General features: G+C 68.4%; 16 protein-coding genes. 4 read left to right on the plus strand and 12 right to left on the minus strand.

What is annotated here, in order from left to right:
• Positions 1–57: 57 nt before the first annotated feature.
• From nagE to ACTJLD_RS38370, 6 genes are all read right to left on the minus strand, one after another.
• Positions 58–1,821 carry an N-acetylglucosamine-specific PTS transporter subunit IIBC gene (gene nagE / locus ACTJLD_RS38345; RefSeq protein WP_440661398.1) on the minus strand — a complete coding sequence of 588 codons (1,764 nt, stop codon included), beginning with the start codon at positions 1,819–1,821 and terminating at the stop codon, positions 58–60.
• 97 nt (positions 1,822–1,918) lie between these two features.
• A complete protein-coding gene (gene ptsP / locus ACTJLD_RS38350; protein WP_301761737.1) occupies positions 1,919–4,501 on the minus strand; it encodes a phosphoenolpyruvate--protein phosphotransferase in 2,583 nt (860 codons plus the stop codon).
• Between the two features lie 15 nt (positions 4,502–4,516).
• A complete protein-coding gene (locus ACTJLD_RS38355; protein ID WP_027789081.1) occupies positions 4,517–5,524 on the minus strand; it encodes an SIS domain-containing protein in 1,008 nt (335 codons plus the stop codon).
• Positions 5,517–6,620 (minus strand): N-acetylglucosamine-6-phosphate deacetylase, encoded by a 1,104-nt coding sequence (nagA, locus tag ACTJLD_RS38360; RefSeq protein WP_059695054.1) that lies wholly within the window; start codon positions 6,618–6,620, stop codon positions 5,517–5,519. The genes ACTJLD_RS38355 and nagA overlap by 8 nt, the downstream gene beginning before the upstream one ends.
• 99 nt (positions 6,621–6,719) lie before the next feature.
• Positions 6,720–7,454 (minus strand): GntR family transcriptional regulator, encoded by a 735-nt coding sequence (locus ACTJLD_RS38365; RefSeq protein ID WP_027789079.1) that lies wholly within the window; start codon positions 7,452–7,454, stop codon positions 6,720–6,722.
• A 458-nt stretch (positions 7,455–7,912) separates the two neighbouring features.
• On the minus strand, positions 7,913–8,824 hold the full coding sequence (locus tag ACTJLD_RS38370) for a LysR family transcriptional regulator (RefSeq protein ID WP_404823928.1): 912 nt from the start codon (positions 8,822–8,824) through the stop codon (positions 7,913–7,915).
• A 183-nt stretch (positions 8,825–9,007) separates the two neighbouring features.
• Between ACTJLD_RS38370 and ACTJLD_RS38375 the strand changes: the two genes are divergently transcribed.
• Genes ACTJLD_RS38375 through ACTJLD_RS38385 form a run of 3 tightly spaced genes read left to right on the plus strand, consistent with a single transcriptional unit; the run spans position 9,008 to position 14,891 of the window.
• Positions 9,008–12,454: a molybdopterin-dependent oxidoreductase gene (locus ACTJLD_RS38375; protein WP_440661401.1), complete on the plus strand. Its 3,447-nt coding sequence runs from the start codon at positions 9,008–9,010 to the stop codon at positions 12,452–12,454.
• A gap of 24 nt (positions 12,455–12,478) precedes the next feature.
• Positions 12,479–13,414 carry an ornithine cyclodeaminase family protein gene (locus ACTJLD_RS38380; protein ID WP_060348982.1) on the plus strand — a complete coding sequence of 312 codons (936 nt, stop codon included), beginning with the start codon at positions 12,479–12,481 and terminating at the stop codon, positions 13,412–13,414.
• 25 nt (positions 13,415–13,439) lie between these two features.
• The gene (locus ACTJLD_RS38385) at positions 13,440–14,891 is read left to right on the plus strand and encodes a short-chain fatty acid transporter (protein WP_124918466.1); all 1,452 of its coding nucleotides are present in this window, start codon (positions 13,440–13,442) and stop codon (positions 14,889–14,891) included.
• A gap of 75 nt (positions 14,892–14,966) precedes the next feature.
• On the opposite strand, the gene ACTJLD_RS38390 is transcribed toward ACTJLD_RS38385, so the two are convergent.
• From ACTJLD_RS38390 to ACTJLD_RS38415, 6 genes are all read right to left on the minus strand, one after another.
• Entirely contained in the window at positions 14,967–18,170 is a 3,204-nt protein-coding gene (locus tag ACTJLD_RS38390; RefSeq protein ID WP_124673451.1) for an error-prone DNA polymerase, read from the minus strand.
• A 6-nt stretch (positions 18,171–18,176) separates the two neighbouring features.
• Entirely contained in the window at positions 18,177–19,691 is a 1,515-nt protein-coding gene (locus ACTJLD_RS38395; protein WP_440661404.1) for a Y-family DNA polymerase, read from the minus strand.
• Positions 19,624–20,331: a translesion DNA synthesis-associated protein ImuA gene (gene imuA / locus ACTJLD_RS38400; protein ID WP_440661405.1), complete on the minus strand. Its 708-nt coding sequence runs from the start codon at positions 20,329–20,331 to the stop codon at positions 19,624–19,626. Before imuA ends, ACTJLD_RS38395 begins: the two co-directional genes overlap by 68 nt.
• 328 nt (positions 20,332–20,659) lie before the next feature.
• Positions 20,660–21,454, minus strand: a complete 795-nt coding sequence (locus tag ACTJLD_RS38405) for an ABC transporter ATP-binding protein (RefSeq protein ID WP_021163153.1) — start codon at positions 21,452–21,454, stop codon at positions 20,660–20,662.
• Position 21,455: 1 nt separating this feature from the next.
• On the minus strand, positions 21,456–22,352 hold the full coding sequence (locus tag ACTJLD_RS38410; RefSeq protein ID WP_027789071.1) for an ABC transporter permease: 897 nt from the start codon (positions 22,350–22,352) through the stop codon (positions 21,456–21,458).
• Positions 22,353–22,491: 139 nt separating this feature from the next.
• Positions 22,492–23,457 (minus strand): ABC transporter substrate-binding protein, encoded by a 966-nt coding sequence (locus tag ACTJLD_RS38415; RefSeq protein ID WP_027789070.1) that lies wholly within the window; start codon positions 23,455–23,457, stop codon positions 22,492–22,494.
• Positions 23,458–23,790: 333 nt separating this feature from the next.
• Here ACTJLD_RS38415 and ACTJLD_RS38420 point away from each other — a divergent pair, with 333 nt between their 5' ends.
• Entirely contained in the window at positions 23,791–24,099 is a 309-nt protein-coding gene (locus tag ACTJLD_RS38420; protein ID WP_021164244.1) for a VF_A0006 family four-cysteine protein, read from the plus strand.
• Positions 24,100–24,160: the final 61 nt, after the last annotated feature.

Below are 24,160 nucleotides of genomic sequence, written 5' to 3' on the forward strand. Positions count from 1 at the left end.
TTTTCGTTTTGCCGGCCGGGCCGAATCCGCGTCGCGGATCGGGCCGGCCCGATCACATCAGGCAGGCTGCGCGGCCGCTCCGCTGCCCGACGGCGGCAGGCGCGCGCCGAGCTGTTCGGCATAACGTGCCGCCGCATTGCCGCAGACGATGTGGAACGTGTCGAGCGACACCCACGCGACGTCGAGCGCACCGAGACGATCGCGATCGACCGCCGACGGATCGCGCACGACCACACGCAGGCGCGTGGTCGCGACCGCGTCGAGCGACACGACGTTGGTCGCGCCGCCGAACACCGCGAGCCAGCGCGCCGGCTCCGGATCGAGCGGACCGGCGGCCGCCCCCGTGACGGGCTGCGCCGCGGCGGCCGTCGCCGTCGACGCGGCACCGGTCTCGCCGCTGCCGATCGCGGCACGCATTTCGTCGGCAATGATGTCCGCCTCGGGCCCGATGATCACCTGCACGCTGTTGCCGCCGCGCTTGAGCACGCCGCGCGCGCCGATCGACTTCAGTTCCGGCTCCGAGATCTTCTCCGGATCGACGACGGTCAGGCGCAGGCGCGTCGTGCATGCGTCGACGACCGACAGGTTGCCGGCCCCGCCGAGCGCGGCAATGTAGCGCTGCGCGCGCGGCGCGGCCGCAGCGGCGCCCGCCGCCGGCGCGACGAAGCCGCCCGATGCGTACGATTCCGCGGCCGCGTCGGCCGATGCCGGCTCACGGCCCGGCGTGGCCATGTTGAACTTGCGGATGAAGAAGCGGAACAGCCCGTAATACGCGGCGCCGTACGCGATGCCGAGCGGGATCGCGATCCAGCCCTTCGTCGACAACCCGTAGTTCAGCACGTAGTCGATCGCGCCGGCCGAGAACGTGAAACCGAGCTTCACGCCGAGGATCTGGCAGATCGCGAGCGACAGCCCCGTCAGCACCGCGTGGATCACGTACAGCACCGGTGCGAGGAACATGAAGCTGAATTCGATCGGCTCGGTCACGCCGGTCAGGAACGACGTGAGCGCCATCGAGAACAGCAGGCCGCCGACCATCGCGCGGCGCTCCTTCGGTGCCTCGTGCAGCATCGCGAGACACGCGGCCGGCAGGCCGAACATCATGATCGGGAAGAAGCCGGCCATGAAGGTGCCCGCGGTCGGGTCGCCCGCGAAGAAGCGGTGCAGGTCGCCGTGCACGATCTCGCCGCCGGCGGGCGGCGTGAAGTTGCCGAACACGAACCACGCAAGCGAGTTGATGATGTGGTGCAGGCCCGTGACGAGCAGCAGGCGGTTCAGGAAGCCGAACACGAACGCACCGATCGCGCCCGCCGTCGTCAGCCACTGGCCGGCCGCGTCGATCGCATGCTGGACCGGCTGCCACACGTACCCGAACGCGATGCCGAGTACCACGCACACCAGCCCCGTGATGATCGGCACGAACCGCTTGCCGCCGAAGAACGCAAGGTAGTCCGGCAGCTTGATGTCCTTGTAGCGGTTGTACAGCAGGCCCGCGACGACACCCGCGATGATCCCGGACAGCACGCCCATGTTCAGCTTGGGATCGATGTCCTTCATGATCGCGGTTTCGATCAGGTAGCCGATCGCGCCCGCGAGTGCCGCCACGCCGTTGTTGTCCTTCGCGAAACCGACCGCCACGCCGATCGCGAACAGCAGCGGCAGGTTGTCGAAGATCGCGCCGCCGGCGTCGGCGATCATCTTGATGTTGAACACGTCCGGCTGGCCGAGTCGCAGCAGGATGCCGGCGACCGGCAATACCGCGATCGGCAGCATCAGCGCCCGGCCCAGGCCCTGTATTTTCAGAAACGGATTCCCGTTCATTCAGTCCTCCAATCCTTGTCTCGTCGTTAAGCGTCGTTAATCGTCGTTGAGCTGATTGCCTTCGTCGTAATACGGGTCGCGAACCTGCCGTCGACGCTCAGTCGAGCGGCCAGACCTCGCGACTTGCTGCCCTTACCGCCTGTGCCGAGTCGAGCGCGAGCAGATCCTGCGCGCGCTGACGGCACAACTGGTAATCGAGACGGCGCACACGCGCCTTGATGCCCGGCACCGATACGGGGTCGACCGACAGCTCGGTCACGCCGAGACCCACCAGGATCGGCACCGCGAGCGGATCGCCGCCGAGCGCGCCGCACACGCCGACCCACTTGCCGTGCTTCGCGGCGCCGCGCACCGCGATGTCGATCAGGCGCAGCACGGCCGGATGCAGGCCGTCGGACTGCGCGGCCAGATCGGCCTGGCAGCGGTCCATCGCGAGCGTGTACTGCGTCAGGTCGTTGGTGCCGATCGACAGGAAATCCGCGTGCTGCGCGAGCTGGTCGGCCAGCAGCGCGGCCGACGGCACCTCGATCATCACGCCGACCTCGACCGGCTCGGTGCGGCCCTGGGCGCGCGCGAATTCGTCGATGCGCTTTTTCAGGCGCACGAGCTCGCCCGCGTCGGTCACCATCGGCAGCAGGATGCGCACCGCGCCGAACGGCTTCACCGCGAGCAGGCCCTGCAACTGATCGTCGAGCAGGTCGGGGCGCACCTGCGCGAGACGGATGCCGCGCAGGCCGAGCGCCGGGTTCGGTTCGGGCGGCAGCGTGAGGTAATCGACTTCCTTGTCGGCGCCGACGTCGAGCGTGCGGATGATCGCCGTGCGGCCCTGCAGCGCGTCGACGATCGACTGGTAGCTCTGCTGGTGCTCGACGACCGTCGGCGCGGCCTGGCGATGGATGAACATCAGCTCGGTACGCAGCAGGCCGACCGCGTCGGCGCCGTTGTCGACCGCGGTGTTCGCGTCGTCGAGCGTCGCGATGTTCGCGGCGACCTCGATCGCGCGCCCGTCGACGGTGGCGGCCGCAGCCCCCGCCAGTTTCCGGTTCGCCTCGCGCACGCCGTCCAGGCGCTGGCGCTCGTGCCGCGCGCGCTCGACGTCGAGCGCGGTCGGGGCATGTTCGAGCCGGCCCGCGCTCGCATCGACGACGACCTGCGTGCCGTCCGGGATCGCGTACAGCGCATCGCCGACCGCCACCAGCGCCGGAATGCCGAGCTGGCGCGCGATGATCGCCGCGTGCGACGTCGCGCCGCCGCGCGCCATCACGAGCGCGGTCACGCGCCGGCGATCGAGCGACGACAGGTCGGACGGCGTGAATTCCTCGGCCGCGAGCACCGCTTCGTCGGGCAGCGCACGCGCGGCACCGTTCGCATGACCGAGCGCGCGCAGCACGCGCTTCTCGATGTCGCGCAGATCGGCCGCGCGTTCGGCGAGCAGCGCGTCGTCGAGCTTCGACAGCGTGTCGATCTGCGTGCGGATCGTCGCGCGCCATGCAAAGCCCGCGCTCTTGCCGAGACTGATCAGGTCGCGCGCCGCGTCGATCAGCGTCGGGTCTTCCAGCAGCACGCGGTGCACCGCGAAGATGCCCGCTTCACCGACCGCGCCGCGCGCCGATGCGTTGCGCACCGTTTCGTCGAGTTCGGCGTCGACGGCCTTCAGCGCCTGGTCGAGCTGGCGGCTTTCCGACGCGGGTGTGCCGGCGGCCTGCTCGGGCGGCACGATCTCCGCATCGTCGAGGCGCACCAGCGTGCCGACCGCGATGCCGGGTGCCGCGCACACGCCCGCGAGCGTGTTCGGGTCGATTGGCGCGCCGACGTTGCGCGCAACCGTCTGCGGCGCGGGCGACCTCAGCCGTGCCGGCTTTTCCTCGACTTCGCCGTGTGCTTCGCGCAGCAGCTCGTGCTCGACCGCATCGACGGCCTGCTGCGCGTGCGCGCCACGGCCGACCAGTTCGACCGTCGCACCTTCACCCGCACCGAGGCCGAGCAGACCGACGACGCTCGCGATCGACGCCTTGCGGCCGTCGAACAGCACGTCGACGGTCGCGTCGAACCCGCGCACGGCTTCGCGCGCCCGCGCGGCCGGCCGTGCGTGCAGGCCACCCGGCTGGGCCAGCACGATTTCACGGCGCACTTCGTGATGCGCCGCTGCGCCGGTTTGTGCCGCCTGCGCAGCCGCTTCGCCCTTGCCGCGCAGCGCGAGCAGCGGCGTCTTGCCGGCCGTCGCGAAGCCGCTGGCACGATCGACGACCTCGAACGCATCCGAGTTCGCGATCGCGATTACCGACACGAGCGAATGCGCGCTGCGCGCCACCGCGTCCTGGTCGAACTCGATCAGCAGCGCGCCCGCCTCGACACGCTCGCCGGCCTCGACGTGCGCGGTGAAGCCCTGCCCGTTCAGCTCGACGGTGTCGATGCCGATGTGCAGCAGCACTTCCGCGCCTTGCGGCGTCGTGATCGTCACCGCGTGGCCGGTGCGCGCGAGATGCGACACGACGCCCGCGCACGGCGCGACGAGCTGGCCCGCGAGCGGGTCGATGCCGATGCCGTCGCCGAACATCCCGCCGGAGAACACCGGATCGGGCACGTCGGCCAGCGCGACGATCGGCCCGGTCAAGGGACTGAGCAGGACGATCTGATCATGGGTGGAACTCTTCAACTGGGACTCCTCGGCGCGTCTCATCGGCTGTCTCGGCTATCAGTGCGTTTCGGTGACTTTGTTCAGGTGGCGCGGCGTGTCGGGGTTGCGGCCGCGCGCGACGGCGAGATCCGCCGCCATCACGTAGAACGAAAGAATGGCGGCGATCGGGTCGAGCGCCGAATGGGCGGACTGCGCGAGCGGCAAGGTCGCGCCGGGCGTGCCGGCGGGCGCCGCGAGCAGCACCGCGGCGCCGCGTGCGCGCATGTCTTGCGCGAGCTGCAGCAGGCCGGCCTGCTCGGGCCCCGGCGGGGCGAACACGAGCAGCGGATAGTCGCGGTCGATCAGCTCCATCGGGCCGTGACGGACTTCGGCGCTCGAGAACGCCTCGGCCTGGATACCGGAGGTTTCCTTCAGCTTCAGCGCGGCTTCCTGCGCGATCGCGAGGCCCAGGCCGCGGCCGATCACGATCATCCGCTCGACACCCGCCAGCGCGGCGACGGCCTGCGACCAGTCGAGCCGGCCGGCCTGCGCGAGCACGTCGGGCAGGCCGCGCAATGCGGTCATCAGCGCGGCGTCGCGCTGCCAGTACGCGACGATCTGCGCGGACAGCGACAGCATCGCGATATAGCTCTTCGTCGCGGCGACCGACAATTCGGGGCCGGCGAGCAGCGGCAGCTGGTGCTCGCACGCGTCGGCGAGCGGCGACGGCAGCACGTTCACGGCGGCGACGGTGCGCGCGCCGGCTTCGCGCAGCGCGGCCATCGTGTTGACGAGATCGGGGCTCTTGCCCGACTGGGAGAAGGCGATCGCGAGCTGGTCCTGCACCTTCAGCGGCGCCTGCTGCAGCGTGGCGACCGACATCGGCAGCGACGCGACCGGCACGCCGAGGCGGCTCATCGTCAGGCTCGCGAAATAGCTCGCGGCGTGATCCGAGCTGCCGCGCGCGACCGTCAGCGCGACGGCCGGCGGGTGATCGAGCAATTGGCCGGCGAGCGCTTCGACGCGCGTGGTGTCGGCGATCTGCGCGGCGACGACCTGGGCGGACTCGCGCGCTTCCTTAAGCATATTCGACAATCGATTCTCCTTCGACGTAGGTCGCGGTGAGGTTCAGGTCGCGATCGAACACCGCGAGGTCGGCCCATGCGCCGCGCTCGAGGCGGCCGCGATCGGCGATGCCGAGGTAGTCGGCCGCATAACGCGACATCCGGTTCGACACATCGGCGATCGGCAGGCCGAGCGACACGAGGTTGCGCAGCGCCTGGTCCATCGTCAGCGTGCTGCCGGCGAGCGTGCCGTCGGCGAGACGCACGCCGCCGAGGCACTTCGTCACGTGCTGGCTGCCGAGCCGGTATTCGCCGTCGGGCATGCCCGTCGCGGACGTGCTGTCGGTCACGACGTACAGGCGCGGGATCGCGCGCAGCGCCGCACGAATCGCGCCCGGGTGCACGTGCAGCAGATCGGGAATGATTTCCGCGTATTCGGCGTGAGCAAGCGCCGCGCCCACCAGGCCGGGGTTGCGGTGATGCAGCGGCGACATCGCGTTGAACAGGTGCGTGAAGCCGCACGCGCCGTGCTTCAGCGCGGCCACCGCGTCGTCGTAGGTCGCGAGCGAATGGCCGAGCTGCACGCGCACGCCGCGCGCGGCCATCTCGCCGATGATCTCGATGTGGCCGGCGATTTCCGGCGCGAGCGTGACGACGCGGATCGGCGCGATCGACAGGTACTTCAGCACTTCGTCGAGCACGGCCGAGACGGCCGCGTCGGGCTGCGCGCCGAGCTTGCCGGGGTTGATGTACGGGCCTTCGAGGTGCACGCCGAGCACGCGCGCGCCGCCCGGCGTGCGGGTACGCGCGACGCTGCCGAGATTGCCGACGACTTTCATCAGTTCGTCGCGCGGCGCGGTCATCGTCGTCGCGAGCAGGCTCGTCGTGCCGAATTGCGCGTGCGTGCGGGCGATCGTCTCGATCGCGTCGCCGCCTTCCATCACGTCGGCGCCGCCGCCGCCGTGCACGTGCAGGTCGATGAAGCCGGGCAGGATGTAAGGCGCGTCGTTCTTCGCGGGATCGACGGGCGTGCCGTCGAGTGTCGTGATGCGGCCGTTCTCGCTATCGAGCGAACCGTGAATCCAGCCGTCGGGGGTAAGGATGTTTCCAGTCAGCATGACGTTCTCTTGATGATCTGGTGACGCGGGTATCCGCGTCGTGATTTGCAATTCCGTGTCGTTGCTTCACGGCTGTCGCGCGCGGGCGAGTCTCGCGCGTCAGCGTTTCAGTTCGGCGACGAAGTCGTAGTAATCGTCGCGGCAATACGTTTCGCTCACTTCGATCGCGCGCTGGTCGGCACCGTAGCCGATCCGCGTGATCACCAGCAGCGCCGAGCCCGGCTTCACCGCCATCCATTTGGCGATCGCGTGGGTCGCGTTCGCCGCGCGAAAGTGCTGCAGCGCGCGCACGACGGTCATCCCGCGCGCGTCGAGGTACTCGTACAGCGACGCACCGAGCGCCTGCGGATCGGGCACCACCGCGGCCGGCAGCGTCGAGTGCTCGACCGCCATCACGATGCCGTCCGCGCGGCGCAGCCGTTCGAGCCGCGCCACCGTCGCGCCGGGGGCGAGGCCGAGATGCGTGATCTCGTCGCGGCTCGCGGCGCGCAGCGTGCGCGACAGCCACACCGAATCGGGCACGAAGCCGCGCTGCTTCATCTTCGCGGTGAAGCCGACGAGACGCGACAGCGGATCGGCGACGCGCGGCGTGATGAAGCTGCCCGCCCCGCGCGCCCGCTTGATCAGCCCCTGCTCGACCAGCAGCGCGAGTGCGCGACGGGCCGTGATCCGCGATACGCCGACCGACACCGACAGCAGCCGCTCCGACGGCAGCGCCTCGCCGGCCCGCCACGCGCCGGCGTGGATCGCGCTCGCCAGGTTGCGGGCGAGCTGCAGATAGAGCGGCGTATCGCTGAGGGGATCGGGCGCCAGTTCGGACCAGCCGGTTTCCATGTGCCTCCGGGTGTCGGACGACGACCTCGGGCCGTCGAAAGTGAGGGCATTATATAACCACCATAATACCAGTCAACGAACTGGTATTAGCGACGCGGAAATCGCCGAAAGCCTTGCCCGGCAAGCGTTTTAGTTGCGAGAAAGCCTTTGTTTACAACGCGATGCGGGATAGGGATTTACCCGGATTGGTATGCAAGGGGACAGTTCAAGCGCCGGGTTTGCCGGGTTTGGAGGGATGGAAACGATACCGGAATAGAACCAGTTTGGCCGACTGGTATGCATCGGCGTCGGGGTGCCGATACGACGGGGACACGTGGACCGGCCGGCACCGGAAAGGCCGCGGGCACACACCCTGAAATCGCGGACGGGACGAACGTTTACCGCAGCCGACTCTCGCGCGGTCGTCCGCCGGCTCGAGATCCGCATCCGGCACGACCGTGATGCCCGAAGGCCCTGCCCTACTCGGCCGTCCTTTTCCACGAGCGGAACAGATCCAGCAGCGCACGGCATGGCGTCGACGTCGCTCCGCCCCGTCGCCACACCGCGCCGACGTCCATCGTCGGCACGGTCACGCTGAGATTGCGGCGGCTGATCCGGTTTCCTTCCAGGGACCAGGGCCGGTACACGAGGTCCGAGAGGATGGTCACCCCGTGCCCGAGCGCGACGAGGCTTCTCACGGCCTCGATAGATTTGCTCTGCATCCAGACGTTCGGCGTGATCCCGTAGCTTCCCCAGTACTTGCCGACGGTTCGCAGGTGCTCGTCCATGTCCAGCAGCAGATAGTTCTCGCGCGCGACGTCTTCGAGGGTGACGCGACGGGCGTCCTGCAGCGGATGATCCGGATGGGTCCACAACCGGCGCGGCGAACGAAGAATCGTCTCGTATTTCAGGTCGCCGACTTCCGCGGTGTTCGACACCAGCAGCAGCGCAATATCGAGGCGATCGTCGGCCAGCATCTCCTCGATTGCTTCGCGTTCGTTTTCGACGATGCTCACGCCCAGGTTGCCGAACCGCCGCGAAATGGCGGACATCAGCGACGGCATCAGATACGCCGAGATGGTTTCGGTCATCCCGATACGGACATGCCCCGAGATCTGCTCGGGGTCCTCCTGCGCGGCGGAAACGGCGCGGTCGATGGACATCGTCGCGTGCTGCACATGACGCAGGAATCGCTCGCCGGCCGGTGTCAGACGGACGCCTTTCGCATGACGCAGCAGCAGCGTGACGCCGACCGAATCCTCGAGTTTCCTCAATGCGATCGTCATCGACGATTGAGACACCGAACAGAGATTGGCCGACTTCGAAATTTGCCCCGTATCGGCAACGGAGACGAAGTATTCGATCTGGCGCAGGGTGATGTGCGTGTTCACGGGAAAGGATCCGGGAAGTGCGGGCAGCGCAGGATCGGCGTTGCCCCGAAGGGGCGGACGGTACATCGGATCGACGGCCGAGGTATTGATTCAATATATATCGGACCATCGAAAGGATGAATTTGTCATGGCTGCCTCCGCTTCCTAGCATAGTCGCAAACATGACGTGGACGATGCGAACCGATGGAGACGCAGGAAAAGAAAGGCTATTGCACGTTGTGCCGGTCGCGCTGCGGCACGATCAACGTCGTGCGCGGCGACACGATGATCAAGGTCCGCCCCGACGACACGCATCCGACCGGCCACGCGATGTGCATGAAGGGAAAGGCCGCGCCCGAACTCGTACATCACCCGAATCGGGTGTTGCATCCCATGCGGCGCACGCGCCCGAAGGATGCCGCCGATCCCGGCTGGCAACGCATCGGCTGGGATGAAGCGCTCTCCGAGATCGCGGAACGTCTTGCTCATTTCAAACGGGAAAACGGGGCCGAGTCGGTCGCGTTTGGCGTCACCACGCCAAGCGGAACGCCGATGAGCGACAGCATCGACTGGGTCGAGCGATTCGTCTGGTCATTCGGGAGCCCGAACATTTGCTATGCGACCGAGATCTGCAACTGGCACAAGGACAGCGCGCATGCCTTTACGTTCGGCTGCGGCATTCCAGCCGCGGATTACCGGAATGCCGAGCTCATCGTGCTGTGGGGAAACAATCCCGCCAACACCTGGCTGGCGCAGGCCGACGCCATCGCGAAGGGCCGCCGCAACGGGGCCAGGCTGATCGTCGTCGATCCGCGGCCGACCGCACTCGCACGCGAGGCCGATCTGTGGCTGCGCGTGAATCCCGGGACGGATGGCGCGCTCGCGATGGCGATCGCACGGCAGATGATCGCAACCGGCAACGTCGACGATGCGTTCGTCCGGGAATGGACGAACGGCCCATTGCTCGTGCGTGCCGACACCGGGCGGTTTCTGCGCGAGCGCGACATCGACGGCGATGCGCCGGGCAACCGGTACATGCTCTGGAACGCGACGCTCGACCGGCTGGAACCGGCCGGAGAGGAAACCGCGACCCGACCTTCCGATCTGTCGATGGCCGGCGTCCGCCATGTGGCGATCCGGGATTCGGCCGGGCACGGCATGCACGTGGCATGCACACCGGCCTTCGACCTCTATTCGGCAGCGCTCGCCCCCTTTACGCCGGAACATGCGGCGGCGATCACCGGGGTCGACGCAGCCGACATCGTCGAAGCCGCCCGAATGCTGCGGCCGCATCAGGCAATCGCCTATCACGCGTGGTCGGGCGTCGGCATGCACACCAACGCCACCCAGACCGAGCGCGCGATTGCGACGCTGTATGCGTTGACGGGTGCGTTCGACACGCGCGGCTCGAATCGGGAATGGACGAAGCAGCCGGCCAACCCGGTCAGCAGCTACGCGATGCTGAACCCGCAGCAACGCGCAAAAGCGCTCGGCCTCGCGGATCGGCCGCTCGGCCCGCCGTCGCAAGGCTGGGTCACGGCGCGCGACGTCTATCGCGCCATCCTCGACGGCGAGCCCTACCGCGTCCGTGCGCTGGTCGCGTTCGGTACGAACATGGTGCTGTCCCAGGCGGATGGCGGCGTCGCGCACGACGCGCTCTGCGCGCTCGACTTTCATGTTCACTGCGATCTCTTCGAAACACCGTCGTCACGCTATGCGGACATCCTGCTGCCCGTGAACACACCGTGGGAACGGGAAGGCCTGCGTCTCGGCTTCGAGATTGACGAGCGCGCGGTCGAACTCGTGCAGCTCAGGCAGCGCATGGTGCCGCCGAGAGGAGAGAGCCGCGCGGACTACGACATCGTCTTCGACCTCGCCGTGCGACTCGGCATGCAGGACACATTCTTCGGCGGCAGCATCGAGGCGGGATGGAATCACGTGCTCGAACCGCTCGGGCTGGACGTTGCGTCGCTGCGCGCCCATCCGGAAGGCATCGTCAGACCGTTGCCTCAAAGCGAGCGGCAGTACGCGGCGGCGACACCCGACGGCGTGCGCGGTTTCAACACGGAGACGCGGCGTGTCGAACTGTACTCCGAGAAACTGCATCGTCACGGCTACCCGCCCGTTCCACGGTACGTACCGCCGCAGCACGGCGAAGATGCGCGGGCGGACAATCGCCGTCGCTTCCCGTGTACGTTGACCTCGACGAAGAACGGGTACTACTGCCACAGCCAGCATCGCGGCCTGCCAAGCCTGCGTCGCCGCGCGCCGTACCCGGTAGCGGAACTCAATGACGAACGCGCGGCGGAACACGGCATCGTCGACGGCGACTGGTGCCTGATCGAAACGACGAACGGCTCGGCACGCTTCAAGGCACGCGTCGTCCCGGAACTCGCCCGCGACGTGATCGTGGCCGAATACGGCTGGTGGCAAGCCTGCGACGAGGTCGGCCAGGATGCGCTCCCGGTGGACGGGCACGACAACAGCAATTTCAACCGCCTCGTCTCGGCGACGAAACTCGATCCGGTCAGCGGATCGTCGCCGCTGCGTTCCGTGCGTTGCCGCATCAGGCTCGACCCGTCGGTCGATCCGTCGCGCCGGTCGTGGAAAGGCCTGCGGGATTTTGTCGTATCCGCCATGCGCGACGAAGCGAGCGGCGTGCGAACCGTCACGTTTCGCGCCGCGGACGGCGGCGCACTGCCGGACTATCTGCCCGGCCAGCACGTGAGCTTGCATGTCCCGTCGCTCGGCGACGGCGGGACGACGCGCGCCTATTCGCTGACGGGCGCCGCCCGCGAAGACGATCGCCGCACGTATTCCATCTCGGTACGCCACCAGAAAGGCCGGACCCGCGACGGCACGGCGTTCGAAGGCGCGATGTCGTCGTACATCCACGGCACGCTCAAGGTCGGCGACCCCGTGTTGCTCGGTGCGCCCGGCGGGACGTTCGTCGTGCCGCCGGCATCGCGGCAGCCGGTCGTGATGTTCGCCGGCGGCATCGGCATCACGCCCTTCATCTCGTACCTGGAATCGATCCGGGACCAGGCGGACCGCGCGCCGGAGTCGAGACTCTTCTATGCGAACCTGAACAGCACGACCCACGCGTTCCGCGAACGCATCGAGACATTGAAGCGGCAGCTGCCGACGCTCGAGGTCGTCAACTGCTACAACCAGCCGCACGACGAAACGCCGGGACACGACTATCAGATGCTCGGCTACCTGTCGGCCGACGTGGTCGACGACGACCTGATCCGGCGGCGCGCGCGTTTTTTTCTGTGCGGCCCCGAACCGATGATGCAGGCGATTGCGTCGGGACTGATCGAGCGCGGCGTACCGCCGTTCGACATCTTCAAGGAGGCGTTCAGGTCGCCGTCCAGGCCGACGCCCGACCCGTCGAAGCAATACGCGGTGCAGTTCGCGCGATCGCGTCGCACGGCCACCTGGACAGCTCGCGACGGCAGCCTGCTGTCGTTCGCGGAACGTCTCGGCATCGCATTGCCGAGCGGTTGCCGGGTCGGGCAATGCGAGAGCTGCGCGGTCAAGGTCATGTCGGGCGAAGTCACGCATTTGAGCGGGCATGGACCGGACGAACCGGACATGTGCCTCGCCTGCCAGGCCATTCCGGCCACCGACGTCAGCATCGACGCATAACCCCCGTTCGAGGAAAGGTTCACCATGAAATTTTTCGACGCCGTCGCGACACGCGACGCACTGGATTTCGAATCGCTGGTCGCACGCCTGCGACAGGCGTTCATCGACGGCTGCCACGTCCCGCTTCGCCATGCGCACACACTCCATGCCGACGGCGAAGACGAGGGCACGGTGCTCATCATGCCCGCGTGGGAAGACAACGGCTACCTGGGCATCAAGACAGTCAACATCTTCCCGGGCAATGCGAGACACGGCCTGCCCGGACTGCACTCGACCTACGTGCTCTATGACGGGCGGACAGGCCATCCGCTTGCGCAGCTGGACGGAAACGAAATCACGTCGCGCCGCACCGCGGCTGCGTCCGCGCTGGCCGCGACCTATCTGGCCCGCCCGGATGCGTCGCGCCTCGTGCTGATGGGGGCCGGCCGGGTCGGCAGCCTGGTTCCGCCCGCCTATCGCAGCCAGTTGCCGATCTCGGTCGTCGAGGTCTGGGACAGGGATCGCGACGCGGTTGCACGACTGGTCGACGGGCTGACCCGGCTCGGTTTCGATGCCTCACCCGTCACGAACCTCGAGGCAAGCATCCGTCGCGCGGACGTCGTCACCTGCGCGACGCTTGCGACGGAACCGATTGTCCGCGGCGCGTGGCTCGCACCGGGGTCGCACCTGGACCTGATCGGCAGCTTTACGCCGCGCATGCGCGAAGCCGACGACGATTGCTTCCGGCAGGCGGAGATTTATGTCGATACGGACGAGGCACCGCAGAAATCCGGCGACCTTCTGGGTCCGCTCGCGCGCAACGTCATTGCGCCCGACCGCCTGAACCGGACACTGACGGCGCTGTGCCGGGGCGAAGCACAGGGGCGGACGAACGACAGCCAGCGCACCGTGTTCAAGGCGGTCGGCACTGCGCTGGAGGATCTGGCCGCGGCCGTTCAAATAGTTGAAAAGACAAACTGAAACCGTGACGGGCAAGGAGATCGAAATGAAAGAGCTGATGGACGTGCAGGACTGCGACACGCCGGCGGTCGACCGTGAACGCATGCTGGAGCGGATGGCCGCGGGCATGGCACGCTGGTCGGAAAAGTGGTTCCCGGACGCCTATATCTTCGCCGCGCTCGCCGTGGTGATCGTGGCGGTGGGCGCACTGGCAGCCGGTGCGCCGGTCACGCGGGTCGGCATTGCGTTCGGCGATGGCTTCTGGAGTCTTATCCCGTTCACGATGCAGATGGCGATCGTCGCCATCTCGGGCTATGTCGTCGCGGTGTCGCCGCCCGCATCGAGGCTGATCGATGCGCTCGCGCGCCTGCCGTCGTCCGGGCGCGCGTCGGTAACGTTCGTTGCGCTCGTCAGTATCGTCGCATCGCTGTTCAACTGGGCGATCAGCCTGATCTTCAGCGGCCTTCTGGTCCGTGCGCTGGCCCGCCGCACCGATCTGCGCATGGATTACCGGGCAGCGGGCGCGGCGGCCTATCTCGGGATGGGTGCGACGTGGGCGCTGGGCTTGAGTTCATCCGCCTCGCAATTGCAGGCAAATCCGGACAGCCTGCCCAAGGCGCTGCTGGCCATCTCCGGCGTCATTCCCTTCACCGAGACGATCTTTCTCCCGCAGTCGATGCTGATGGCCGCCGTGTTGACCGGCGCGTCGCTGCTGATCGCGTATCTGTCCGCGCCCAACGACGCACGGGCGAAAACCGCGGCGGAGCTGGGCATTCATCTCGACGAAAGCCATGCCACGCTCGCACGTCCGACCCGCCCGGGGGACTGGCTCGAGTACAGTCCGCTCGTCACCATTGCCATCGTGGCGATCGGCGCGATCTGGGCCTGGCACGAGTTCACGACGAAGAATCCGCTGATCGCGATCTCGAATCTGAACACGTACAACTTTCTGTTCCTGCTGCTGGGCATGCTGCTGAACTGGCGGCCGAGACGATTCCTCAATGCCGTCGCGCGTTCGGTGCCGTCTGTTGCGGGTGTGCTGATCCAGTTTCCGCTGTACGGCGGGATCGCCTACATCCTGACAAAAGCCGCGGCGCCCGCCGGACTGCCGCTCTCCGATCACCTCGCCCATTTCTTCGTTGCGATGTCGTCGCATGCGTCGTTTCCCGCAGTGATGGGCGTGTATTCGGCCGTGCTCGGGTTCTTCGTGCCGTCCGGCGGCGGCAAGTGGATCATCGAGGCGCCGTACGTCATCGAGGCGGCGAAACTGCTGCAGGTTCATCTGGGCTGGGCCGTGACGGTCTACAACGCTGCCGAGGCGTTGCCGAACCTGATCAACCCGTTCTGGATGCTGCCGCTACTCGGGGTGCTCGGGTTGCGTGCCCGCGACATTGTCGGTTTCACGTTCACGCAACTGGCGGTTCACCTGCCGCTCGTGATCTTCATGCTCTGGGCACTCGCGGGCACACTCGCCTACCATCCGCCCGTCATGCCGTAACGCGCGACGCGCTCACGGCATCACGACGATCGATCGGCTTCACGCCCGTCGTGCCGCGCGCGGTGCACCATGGCATCAGTGGAACTCGCGGCTCGACGTGCGCAGGCCGCCGAGCAGCGGCGTCAGATCCTCGAAATGCTGCGCGACGAGGTGCCTCACGTCGCTCGCGACCTGCCACACGCCGGACACGGCGAGCAGCCGCGAATCGAGGGTTTCGCGGCGCTGCCGCGCGAGCAGCTCGGGCCGGACGATCAGGTTCACGCAGCCGGTTTCGTCCTCGAGCGTCATGAACATCACGCCTTTCGCGGTGCCCGGCATCTGCCGCGCGGTCACGAGCCCGCACGCGCGCGCGAGCCGGCCGTCGGGGCGGTCGTGCAATTCGGCCGCGGACGACAGCCGCCGCGCGCGCAGCTCGGGCCGCAGCAGCGCGACCGGGTGGCGGTTCAGCGTGAGGCCGGTGGTGTGATAGTCGGCGAGGATATCGTCGGCTTCCGACGGCGCGCCGAGTGCCGGCTTCTCCGCTTCGTCGATCGGGGCGGTCGCGAGCAGGTCGCGCTCGGGTGCTGCGGCAACCGCTTGCCACAGCGCATCGCGGCGGTGGCCGGCGAGGGTCGCGAGCGCGTTCGCGGCGGCGAGCGCCTCGAGATCGCGGCGCTCGAGCTGCGCGCGACGGGCGAGGGTGTCGACGTTGTCGAAGGGGCCCGCCGCGCGTGCGGCTTCGATCCTGCGGACAGCGGCTTCTCCCAGACCGCTCACGAGCGACAGCCCGAGCCGGACGGCCGGCTGTCCGTGCGGAGGCGGCTGGCCGGGCAGCGCTTCGAGCGATGCCTCCCAGCCGCTTTGCGTGACGTCGATCGGCAGGACCTGCACGCCGTGACGCTTCGCGTCCTGCACGAGTTGCGACGGCGGATAGAAACCCATCGGCTGGCTGTTCAGCAATGCGGCGAGGAAGATCGCCGGTTCGTGGCATTTGAGCCAGCTGCTGGCGTAGGCGAGCTTCGCGAAGCTCGCCGCGTGGCTCTCGGGGAAACCGTAATCGCCGAAGCCCTTGATCTGCTCGAAGATCTGTTCGGCGAACTCGGGCGGGTAATCGCGCTCGCGCATCCCGTCGACGATCTTGCCGTGATATTGCTCCAGATTGCCCTTGCGCTTCCACGCGGCCATCGCGCGACGCAACTGGTCGGCCTCACCGGCCGTGAAGCCGGCCGCGATCATCGCGATCTGCATCACCTGTTCCTGGAAGATCGGCACGCCGTACGTCCGTTCGAGCGCGGGCTTCAGGTCCTCCTTTGGATAACTGACCTTTTCGATGCCCTGGCGTCGTTTCAGATAAGGGTGCACTGCCCCGCCCTGGATCGGCCCCGGCCGCACGATCGCCACCTCGATCACCAGGTCGTAATAAGTGCGCGGCCGCAGGCGCGGCAGCATCGACATCTGCGCGCGCGATTCGATCTGGAACACGCCGACCGTGTCGGCGCGGCAGATCATGTCGTAAGTTGCGTCGTCATCCTTCGGAATGTGCTTCAACGTGAACGGCTTGCCGTCTGCCTTCGGCGGGCCTCGCCATGCGGTGCGCATGTCGAACGCGCGATGCAGCGCCGACAGCATGCCGAGCGCGAGCACGTCGACCTTCATCAGCCCGAGCGCTTCGAGATCGTCCTTGTCCCACTGGATCACGCGCCGCCCGTCCATCGCCGCGTTCTCGACCGGCACGAGCCGCGTGAGCTTGCCGCGGCTGATCACGAAGCCGCCCGAGTGCTGCGACAGATGGCGCGGGAAGTTCAGCAGCCGCGCGGCGAGCCGGGCCCACGCCTGGATGAGCGGCGTCTCGGGATCGAGCCCGGTCGTCGAGAATTGCTGCAGCAGGTCGCGACTGCCGTCGAACCAGCGATGCGCTTTCGCGACGCGATCGACCAGCACCGGATCGACACCGAGCGCCTTGCCGGTCTCGCGCAGCACGCCACGCGGGCGATAGGTCGATACGGCGGCCGCCAGTGCGGCGCGATCGTGCCCGTACTTCTCGTAGATATGCTGGATCACTTCTTCCCGGCGCTGATGCTCGAAATCGACGTCGATATCGGGCGGCTCGCCGCGCTCCGCGCTGATGAAGCGCTCGAACAGCATCGTGCTCTGATCGGGATCGACCTCGGTAATGCCGAGGCAATAGCAGACCACCGAGTTCGCCGCCGAGCCGCGCCCCTGGCACAGGATGTTCTGACTGCGCGCGAATTTGACGATGTCGTAGACGGTCAGGAAGAACGGCTCGTATTTCAGTTTCGCGATCAGGGCGAGTTCATACCGGATCTGCCTGGCTACTTTCTCCGGCACACCATTCCAGTAACGCCGGGCCACACCCGCCCAGGTCTCCTGCTTCAGGTAGCTCGTCGGCGTATGCCCGCGCGGGACGAGTTCGAGCGGGTATTCATACTTCAGGTCATCGAGGGAGAAATTGCAGCCGTCGAGCATCGCGCACGTTTCCGCGATCTCTTCCGGCGAAAACAGCTTCCCGATCCGCCCGCGCGCACGCAGATGCTGCTCCGCATTCGGCGCGAGCGCATAACCGCATTCCGCGACAGGCATCCCGACACGAATCGCCGTCATCACGTCCTGCAGCTCCTTGCACGAGCGCCGGTGCATCGTCACGTCGCCGAGTGCGACGATGCGCACGCCGCGCCGCTCGCCCGCCGCACGAATCTCCTCGCGCTGCGCACCGTCCAGCGCGCGCTGCAACTGCACGAGCCCGAGCCGTGCACGCTCGCCGAACGTCGCGCGAAACCACGCGACCTGTGCATCGAGCACGTCCGCACGCACCGGGTACGCGGGCACGAGAATCGCGAAGCAGTCGGGCATGCCGCGCAGGTGTGCGAATGCCTCGGGCGGCCTCGACAGCATGTGCGACGTCAGCGTGTAAGTCCCCTTCGGCGCTTCCATCCGCCGCCACGAAATCAGCTCGGACAGGTTGCCGTAGCCTTCCCGATTCTGCGCGAGCAGCACGAGCCCGAACGCGCCGGGGCCCGGATCGTGGCCCGGTGCGACTTCATCCGGTGTGACTTCGAAGTACGAACCGATGACGAGCGGCAACCCTTTCGCCTTCGCCGCGACGTGCATGCGCGGTGCGCCGGCGAGCGAGCATTCGTCGGTGATCGCGATCCCGCGATAGCCGAGTTCCGCCGCACGCTCGACCAGTTCTTCCGCATGCGACGCGCCATGCAGGAACGAAAAGTTCGAACGGCAGAACAACTCCGCGTAATCGGGCAGCCAGCTGAATTCCGCAACCATGACCGTTCACCCGAACAGGCCGTGCAGGAACCAGCGCGGCTCGGCCTCGCTCGCTGCCCGCTCCTTGAACACCCAGTAGCACGCACCGGTTTCGTCCTGCGCGACGTGGTAATCGCGTGCGGCGAGCTGGCCATCGAACCACCCGGCCTCGATCCGTTCCACCGACGACATCATCCTGAGCGGCGTATGAAATACCGGCCGCTCCCCCCGCATCAGCAGCGGCAGCGGCTCGTCCAGCAACCACGCGGGCCTCGGCGGCACGGCCGGCGGCCCGCAGGCCGGCTTGCCGGCCTGCGCATCGATCGGCAGCCAGCGGTTCGCGGCCTCGGGCCGGTGATCGGCGACGGGTGCCGCGCGCAGCACGTTCTCCGCGCCGAGCCGTGCGACCAGCAGCTCGAACAGCCGCGCGCGCGTCTCTTTCGTGCCGCCCGGCTCGGGGAAAAGATCGTCGGCCGGCGGCGCGACCGATTCGACGCGCGTGGCCTTCAGACGCACCGCAATCACCGCGGCCGGCAACTCGACGCGCGCGAGCCGCTCGCCGAGCAGCCGCATGAAGTGCGTCTCGTCGCGCACGGGTGCGGCGAACGCGAGTTCGAGCGGCGTCGGCGGCACGGCCTGGCGGCCGCGCTCGTGTTCGAGATCGAACGTCATCGCGGCCAGCGACAGCTGCCGCGCGGCCAGCCAGCCGCACAGCTGCACGACGAGCCGCCGCGCGGCGAACAGCACGGCTTCCGCGTATTCGACGCGCTCCGGCAATTCGAGCCGCACGTCGAACACGGGCGGCACTGCCATCCACGCCAGCGGCTCGACCGCATCGCCGTACGCGCGATCGAGCGCGGCCAGCAACGCGGGACCGCAGCGGCGCTGCAGCCCCGCGCGCGGCAGGTTGCGCAGGTCGGCGAGCGTGCGGCAGCCGAGGCCGTCGAACCAGCCCGCATACGGACGCGCATCGGGCAGCAGCACGCACGGCAGCCTGTCGAGCGAACGCACGAGCGACACCTGGCCGGCGACGCGGCGCCGGATGCGTGCACGGGCCGACACGCGCGCGAGCAGCCACGCGCCCCGCCCGGTCGGCGCGGCGGACAAGCGCGCCGCATAGCCGAGCGCCGCGAGCGTCGCGCGCACCTGTCGGCACAGCGACGGCAAGCCGCCGAACAGGCGCAGGCTCGGGCCGACGTCGACGATCAGCGTGGCTTCGTCGTCGAGCGCAACGCACGGCGAAAAGCGCAGCAACGCGAGCGCGACCGCGCGCAGCGCATCGGCCTCGCGCGCGGGGTCGCGTTCGACGAGCCGCGTGTGCGGCGCGAGCGTGAGCACGCCGCCGCGCTTCATGCCCGCGCGCACGCCCTGCCGGCGCGCGGGCGCATCGGCGATCAGCACGACGCCCTGCTCGAGCACCGCGCAGCCTGCTTCGTCCACTTCGTCCGCTTCGTCTACGCGTTGTGCCGCGCCGTCAGACGGCGGCGGGGCGCACACGTCGAGCGGCAGGCGCGGCAGATGGATGCCGAGCAAGACGCGCATAGCGGCTCTCCACGATGGGCGACGGCAGGTCGAGCACGAGCGGCTCGCCGCGTGCGGGGCCGCGACGCTTGACGATGTCGAGCGACACGCCGCCCGGCACCGGATACAGCGCGACACGCAGCACGGCCGGCGACGGTTGCCGCGCGGCCGACAGCGGACGCAGCATCACGAACAGCGTGTCGCCCGTGCGCGCGGCCGCGAGATGCAGGCGCCGCAGCGCATCGGGCCGCGCATCCTGCCAGAGCAGCAGCGCGCCGCAGCACCCCGTCTTGAGCGCCTGCTCGGCGGCCCACAGCGCATCGGTGCGGCTGCCGGCACGCAGCCACAGCAGCGCGTCGGACGGTACGCCGAGGCTGGCGAGCGCGGTTGCATGCGGCGATTGAGGCGGCGCGACGAGCGCAAGCGGACGGCGCGCGCTGACGGTGCGTGCGAGCGCGGGCGCGAGCAGCCGCATCTCGCCGCAGCCCGGCTGCGCGGCCAGCAGTTCGACGAGCCTGCCGACCGGCCAGCCGCCGCCCGGCAGCTCGGCCGACAGCGGGGCGAAGCCGGTATCGATCGTGCGCGGGCCGCCGCGCGCGAGCTGGGAACCGCGCCACAGGGACGGATGAAGGGATTCGGGAGAAATGGAGGATGCGAGCATGACGCCACCCACAACTGTATGGATATACAGTATATGGCAATGCGCTCGCATCGCACAGCACCGGCGCGAAACCGGTTTTCGTCAGAGGAAAAACGACGGGAAAGCCGGCGCGGTCGTCATGTTACGCCGCACCGGAGCGGGCATGGCCGGATCGTACCGCCCGAACGCGCGCCACCGCCAACCGGGCCGAATTGCCGACCCGCTGCGCCACCCCAATTCGTCGAGCCGATTTTGTCGACCCGACCCGACTCGCCGGGCCGGCACGCCAACCCTCACGCGAACCGGCACGATGCAACACCCCGCGCCGCGCCGGCCCGCCAGCCGCCCGTCAGCCGAGCAGCAGCGCGTCGTCGTCGAGCTGCTCGTGACGCACCTTCTCGAACATCTGCAGCAGGTCCGGCACGTCGAGCCCCTTGCGCGCGTCGCCCGACACGTCGAGCACGACCTGCCCCTGGTGCAGCATCACCGTGCGGTCGCCGTAGTCGAGCGCCTGCCGCATGCTGTGCGTGACCATCATCGTCGTCAGCTTGCTCTCGGCGACGATGCGCGCGGTCAGCTCCAGCACGAACGCGGCCGTCTTCGGGTCGAGCGCGGCCGTGTGCTCGTCGAGCAGCAGGATCCGCGACGGCCGCAGCGACGCCATCAACAGGCTCACCGCCTGCCGCTGGCCGCCCGACAGCAGCCCGATCCGGTCGGTCAACCGGTTTTCCAGCCCGAGGTTCAGCAGCCGCAGCTTGTCGCGGAACAGCTCGCGCGACGGCCGGTCGAGCGCCGCGCGAAAGCCGCGCCGCGCGCCGCGCGCCATCGCGAGCGCCATGTTTTCCTCGATCGTCAGCGCCTCGCAGGTGCCGGCCATCGGATCCTGGAACACGCGCGCGACGAGGTGCGCGCGATCCCACGCGGCCTTGCGCGTGACGTCCGTGCCGTCGATCGAGATGCGTCCCGCATCGACGGCCTGGTCGCCGCTGATCGCATTGAGGAAGGTCGATTTGCCGGCGCCGTTCGAGCCGATCACCGCGACGAACTGGCCGTCGGGAATCTCGAGCGACAGCCCGCGCAGCGCGCGCGTCTCGATCGGCGTGCCGGGATTGAACGTCAGTTTCAGGTCTTGTGCGGACAGCATGTCAGGCCCCTCCGTTCTTGCGCGCGAACAGCTTCTTGCGCGTTGCCGGCAGCACCAGCGCGATCGTGACGAGCGCGGCCGTCACGAGGTTCAGGTCCTGCGCCTTCAGCCCGATGAATTCGCTGTTCAGCGCAAGCGCGATGAAGAAGCGGTAGACGATCGCGCCGAGCACGACGGCGAGCGTCGTCAGCACGAGCCGGCGCGCCGGCAGCAGCGTCTCGCCGATGATCACCGCGGCCAGCCCGATCACGATCGTCCCGATCCCCATCGAGATGTCCGCGCCGCCCTGCGTCTGCGCGAACAACGCACCGGCGAGCGCGACGAGCGCGTTCGACAGCGCCATCCCGGCGAGCGTCGCGCGGCCGGTCGCGATGCCCTGCGCGCGCGCCATCCGCGGGTTCGCGCCGGTCGCGCGCATCGCGAGGCCGAGTTGCGACGAGAAGAACCAGTCGAGGCCGAGCTTCGCGACCACGACGACGATCGCGAGCAGCGCGGGGCGCAGCACGTAATCGGGCATCCAGTCGGGCTGCAGCACGGTGAAGACGGTCGGCTCGGTGATGAGCGGCACGTTCGGCCGGCCCATGATCCGCAGGTTCACCGAATAGAGCGCGATCATCATCAGGATGCTGGCGAGCAGGTCCATGATCTTCAGGCGCACGTTGAGCCAGCCGGTGATGAAGCCGGCCGCCGCGCCCGCGACGATCGCGATGCAGGTCGAGCTGAACGGGTCGTAGCCGGCGGAGATCAGCGTCGCGGCGACGGCGCCGCCGAGCGGAAAGCTGCCGTCGACGGTAAGGTCGGGGAAGTTGAGGATGCGAAACGAGATCAGCACCCCGAGGGCGACGAGGCTGAAGATCAGGCCGATCTCCAGGGCGCCCAGAAACGAGAACAGAGACATGATGGGGAAATCCTGTTGCTTCCCGGCCGGACGTGTACGGCCGGGCGAAGCGAACGGGCGGCCCCGGGTGGGAGCCGCCCGTCCGGCGGTGTCGTTCAGGCCCGGATCGGGCCTGCAGGCGCGGCGGTCGGGCCGCGGCTTACTTGATGACCGTCTTCGCGTCCTTGAGCAGATCCGGCGCGAGCGTCACGCCCTGCTTCGCGGCCGCGCCCGTGTTCGCGAACAGCTCGAGGTTGCTGCTCGTTTCCGACGCGATCGCGCCCGGCTTCTCGCCCTTCAGGATGCGCGCGACGACCTTGCCCGTCTGGCGGCCGAGGTCGCCGTAGTTGATGCCGAGCGCCGCGATGCCGCCGCGCTTCACGCTGTCGGTGTCGCCGGCGACGAGCGGGATCTTCGCTTCGTTCGCGACCTTCACGAGCGCTTCGTACGCGGACACGACGTTGTTGTCGGTGTTCGTGTAGATCACGTCGACCTTGCCGATCAGGCTTTTCGCCGCCGGGCCGATGTCGACGGTGCGCGGCGCGGCCGCTTCCTTCAGCGTCATCCCCTGCTTCGCGAGGATTTCCTTCAGCTCCTTCACGACGACGACCGAATTCGCCTCGCCCGGGTTGTAGACCATGCCGACCGTCTTCGCGTTGGGCACGACGCGCTTGATCAGCGCGACCTGGCGATCGAGCGGCAGCTTGTCGGACACGCCCGTCACGTTGGTGCCCGACGGGCCCCAGCCCTTCACGAGCTGCGCGGCGACCGGATCGGTCACGCCCGAATAGACGACCGGCACGCTCTTCGTCGATGCAACCACCGCCTGCGCGGCCGGCGTCGCGATCGCGACGATCACGTCGGGCTGGTCGCCGACGAACTTGCGCGCAATCTGCGCGGCCGTGCCCGTGTTGCCCTGCGCGCTCTGGTATTCCCACTTGAGCTTGTCGTCGCCGTAACCTTCCGCCTTCAGTTCGGCGCGCACGCCGTCGCGGATCGCATCGAGCGCCGGGTGGTCGACGATCGACAGCACCTTGACGGTCTGTGCGTGCGCGGCACCGGCCAGCGCGAGCGCGGCCACGCCGGCCGTGATCGAACGGATCGCGAAAGTCTTGAAACGCTTCATGGGTGTGTCTCCCCCGTATTGTGTCGGTTCTGGATGATGGATTCCCGCCGCCGTCATGCGGGCGTCGCCACGCGTGCGATGCGGTGGCGGCCGGCCCGTGCGCGCCCCGGGAAGGCGCGCAGCGGCGAACGCACGAGGATACCATTTCCGCAGACCACCGCCTGACTCCGAGCTTTCTTGAAGAGGCCGGGCCGCGGCGCCCACCGGGGCGCCGCCACCGCGCGCGAAGCCCGGCCGGCGGCGGTTTCGGCCGGCCCCGGCGCAACGCGTCAGCCGTGCTCGCGGCTTTACGTTATGCTGTCGGCCGACCCAGTCCACGCCATCGGAGGCGACATGAAACGGGGGATCCGAGCCATCGCATTCGCGGCTGTCGCGCTGGCGTTGCCGGGGGCGGCGTTCGCGCTGACCGACGGCAGCGCGCAATACGACGACTGCATGCTCAATGCGCTGCGCGAGAGCCGCAACGGTGCGGCGGCCCAGTTGATCCAGCGCTCGTGCGACGCGCTGTACCGCAACAACGCGATGCTGCTGCCGCGCGAGCGGCGCTTTCACGAGTGCGTCGTGCAGTCGCTGCCGGGCGTGCGCGACAACTATGCGATCCAGCAGATCATGTCGATCTGCTCGCGGCGCGGCGAGATGTGAGACGGCGCCGAACGCGGCATCCCGCGGCCCCCGACCGGCCGCGCCAATGAAAAAGGGCCTG

The sequence above is a fragment of the Burkholderia sp. 22088 genome, assembly GCF_052045915.1.
In the GTDB taxonomy this organism is placed as follows: Bacteria; Pseudomonadota; Gammaproteobacteria; order Burkholderiales; family Burkholderiaceae; genus Burkholderia; species Burkholderia cepacia.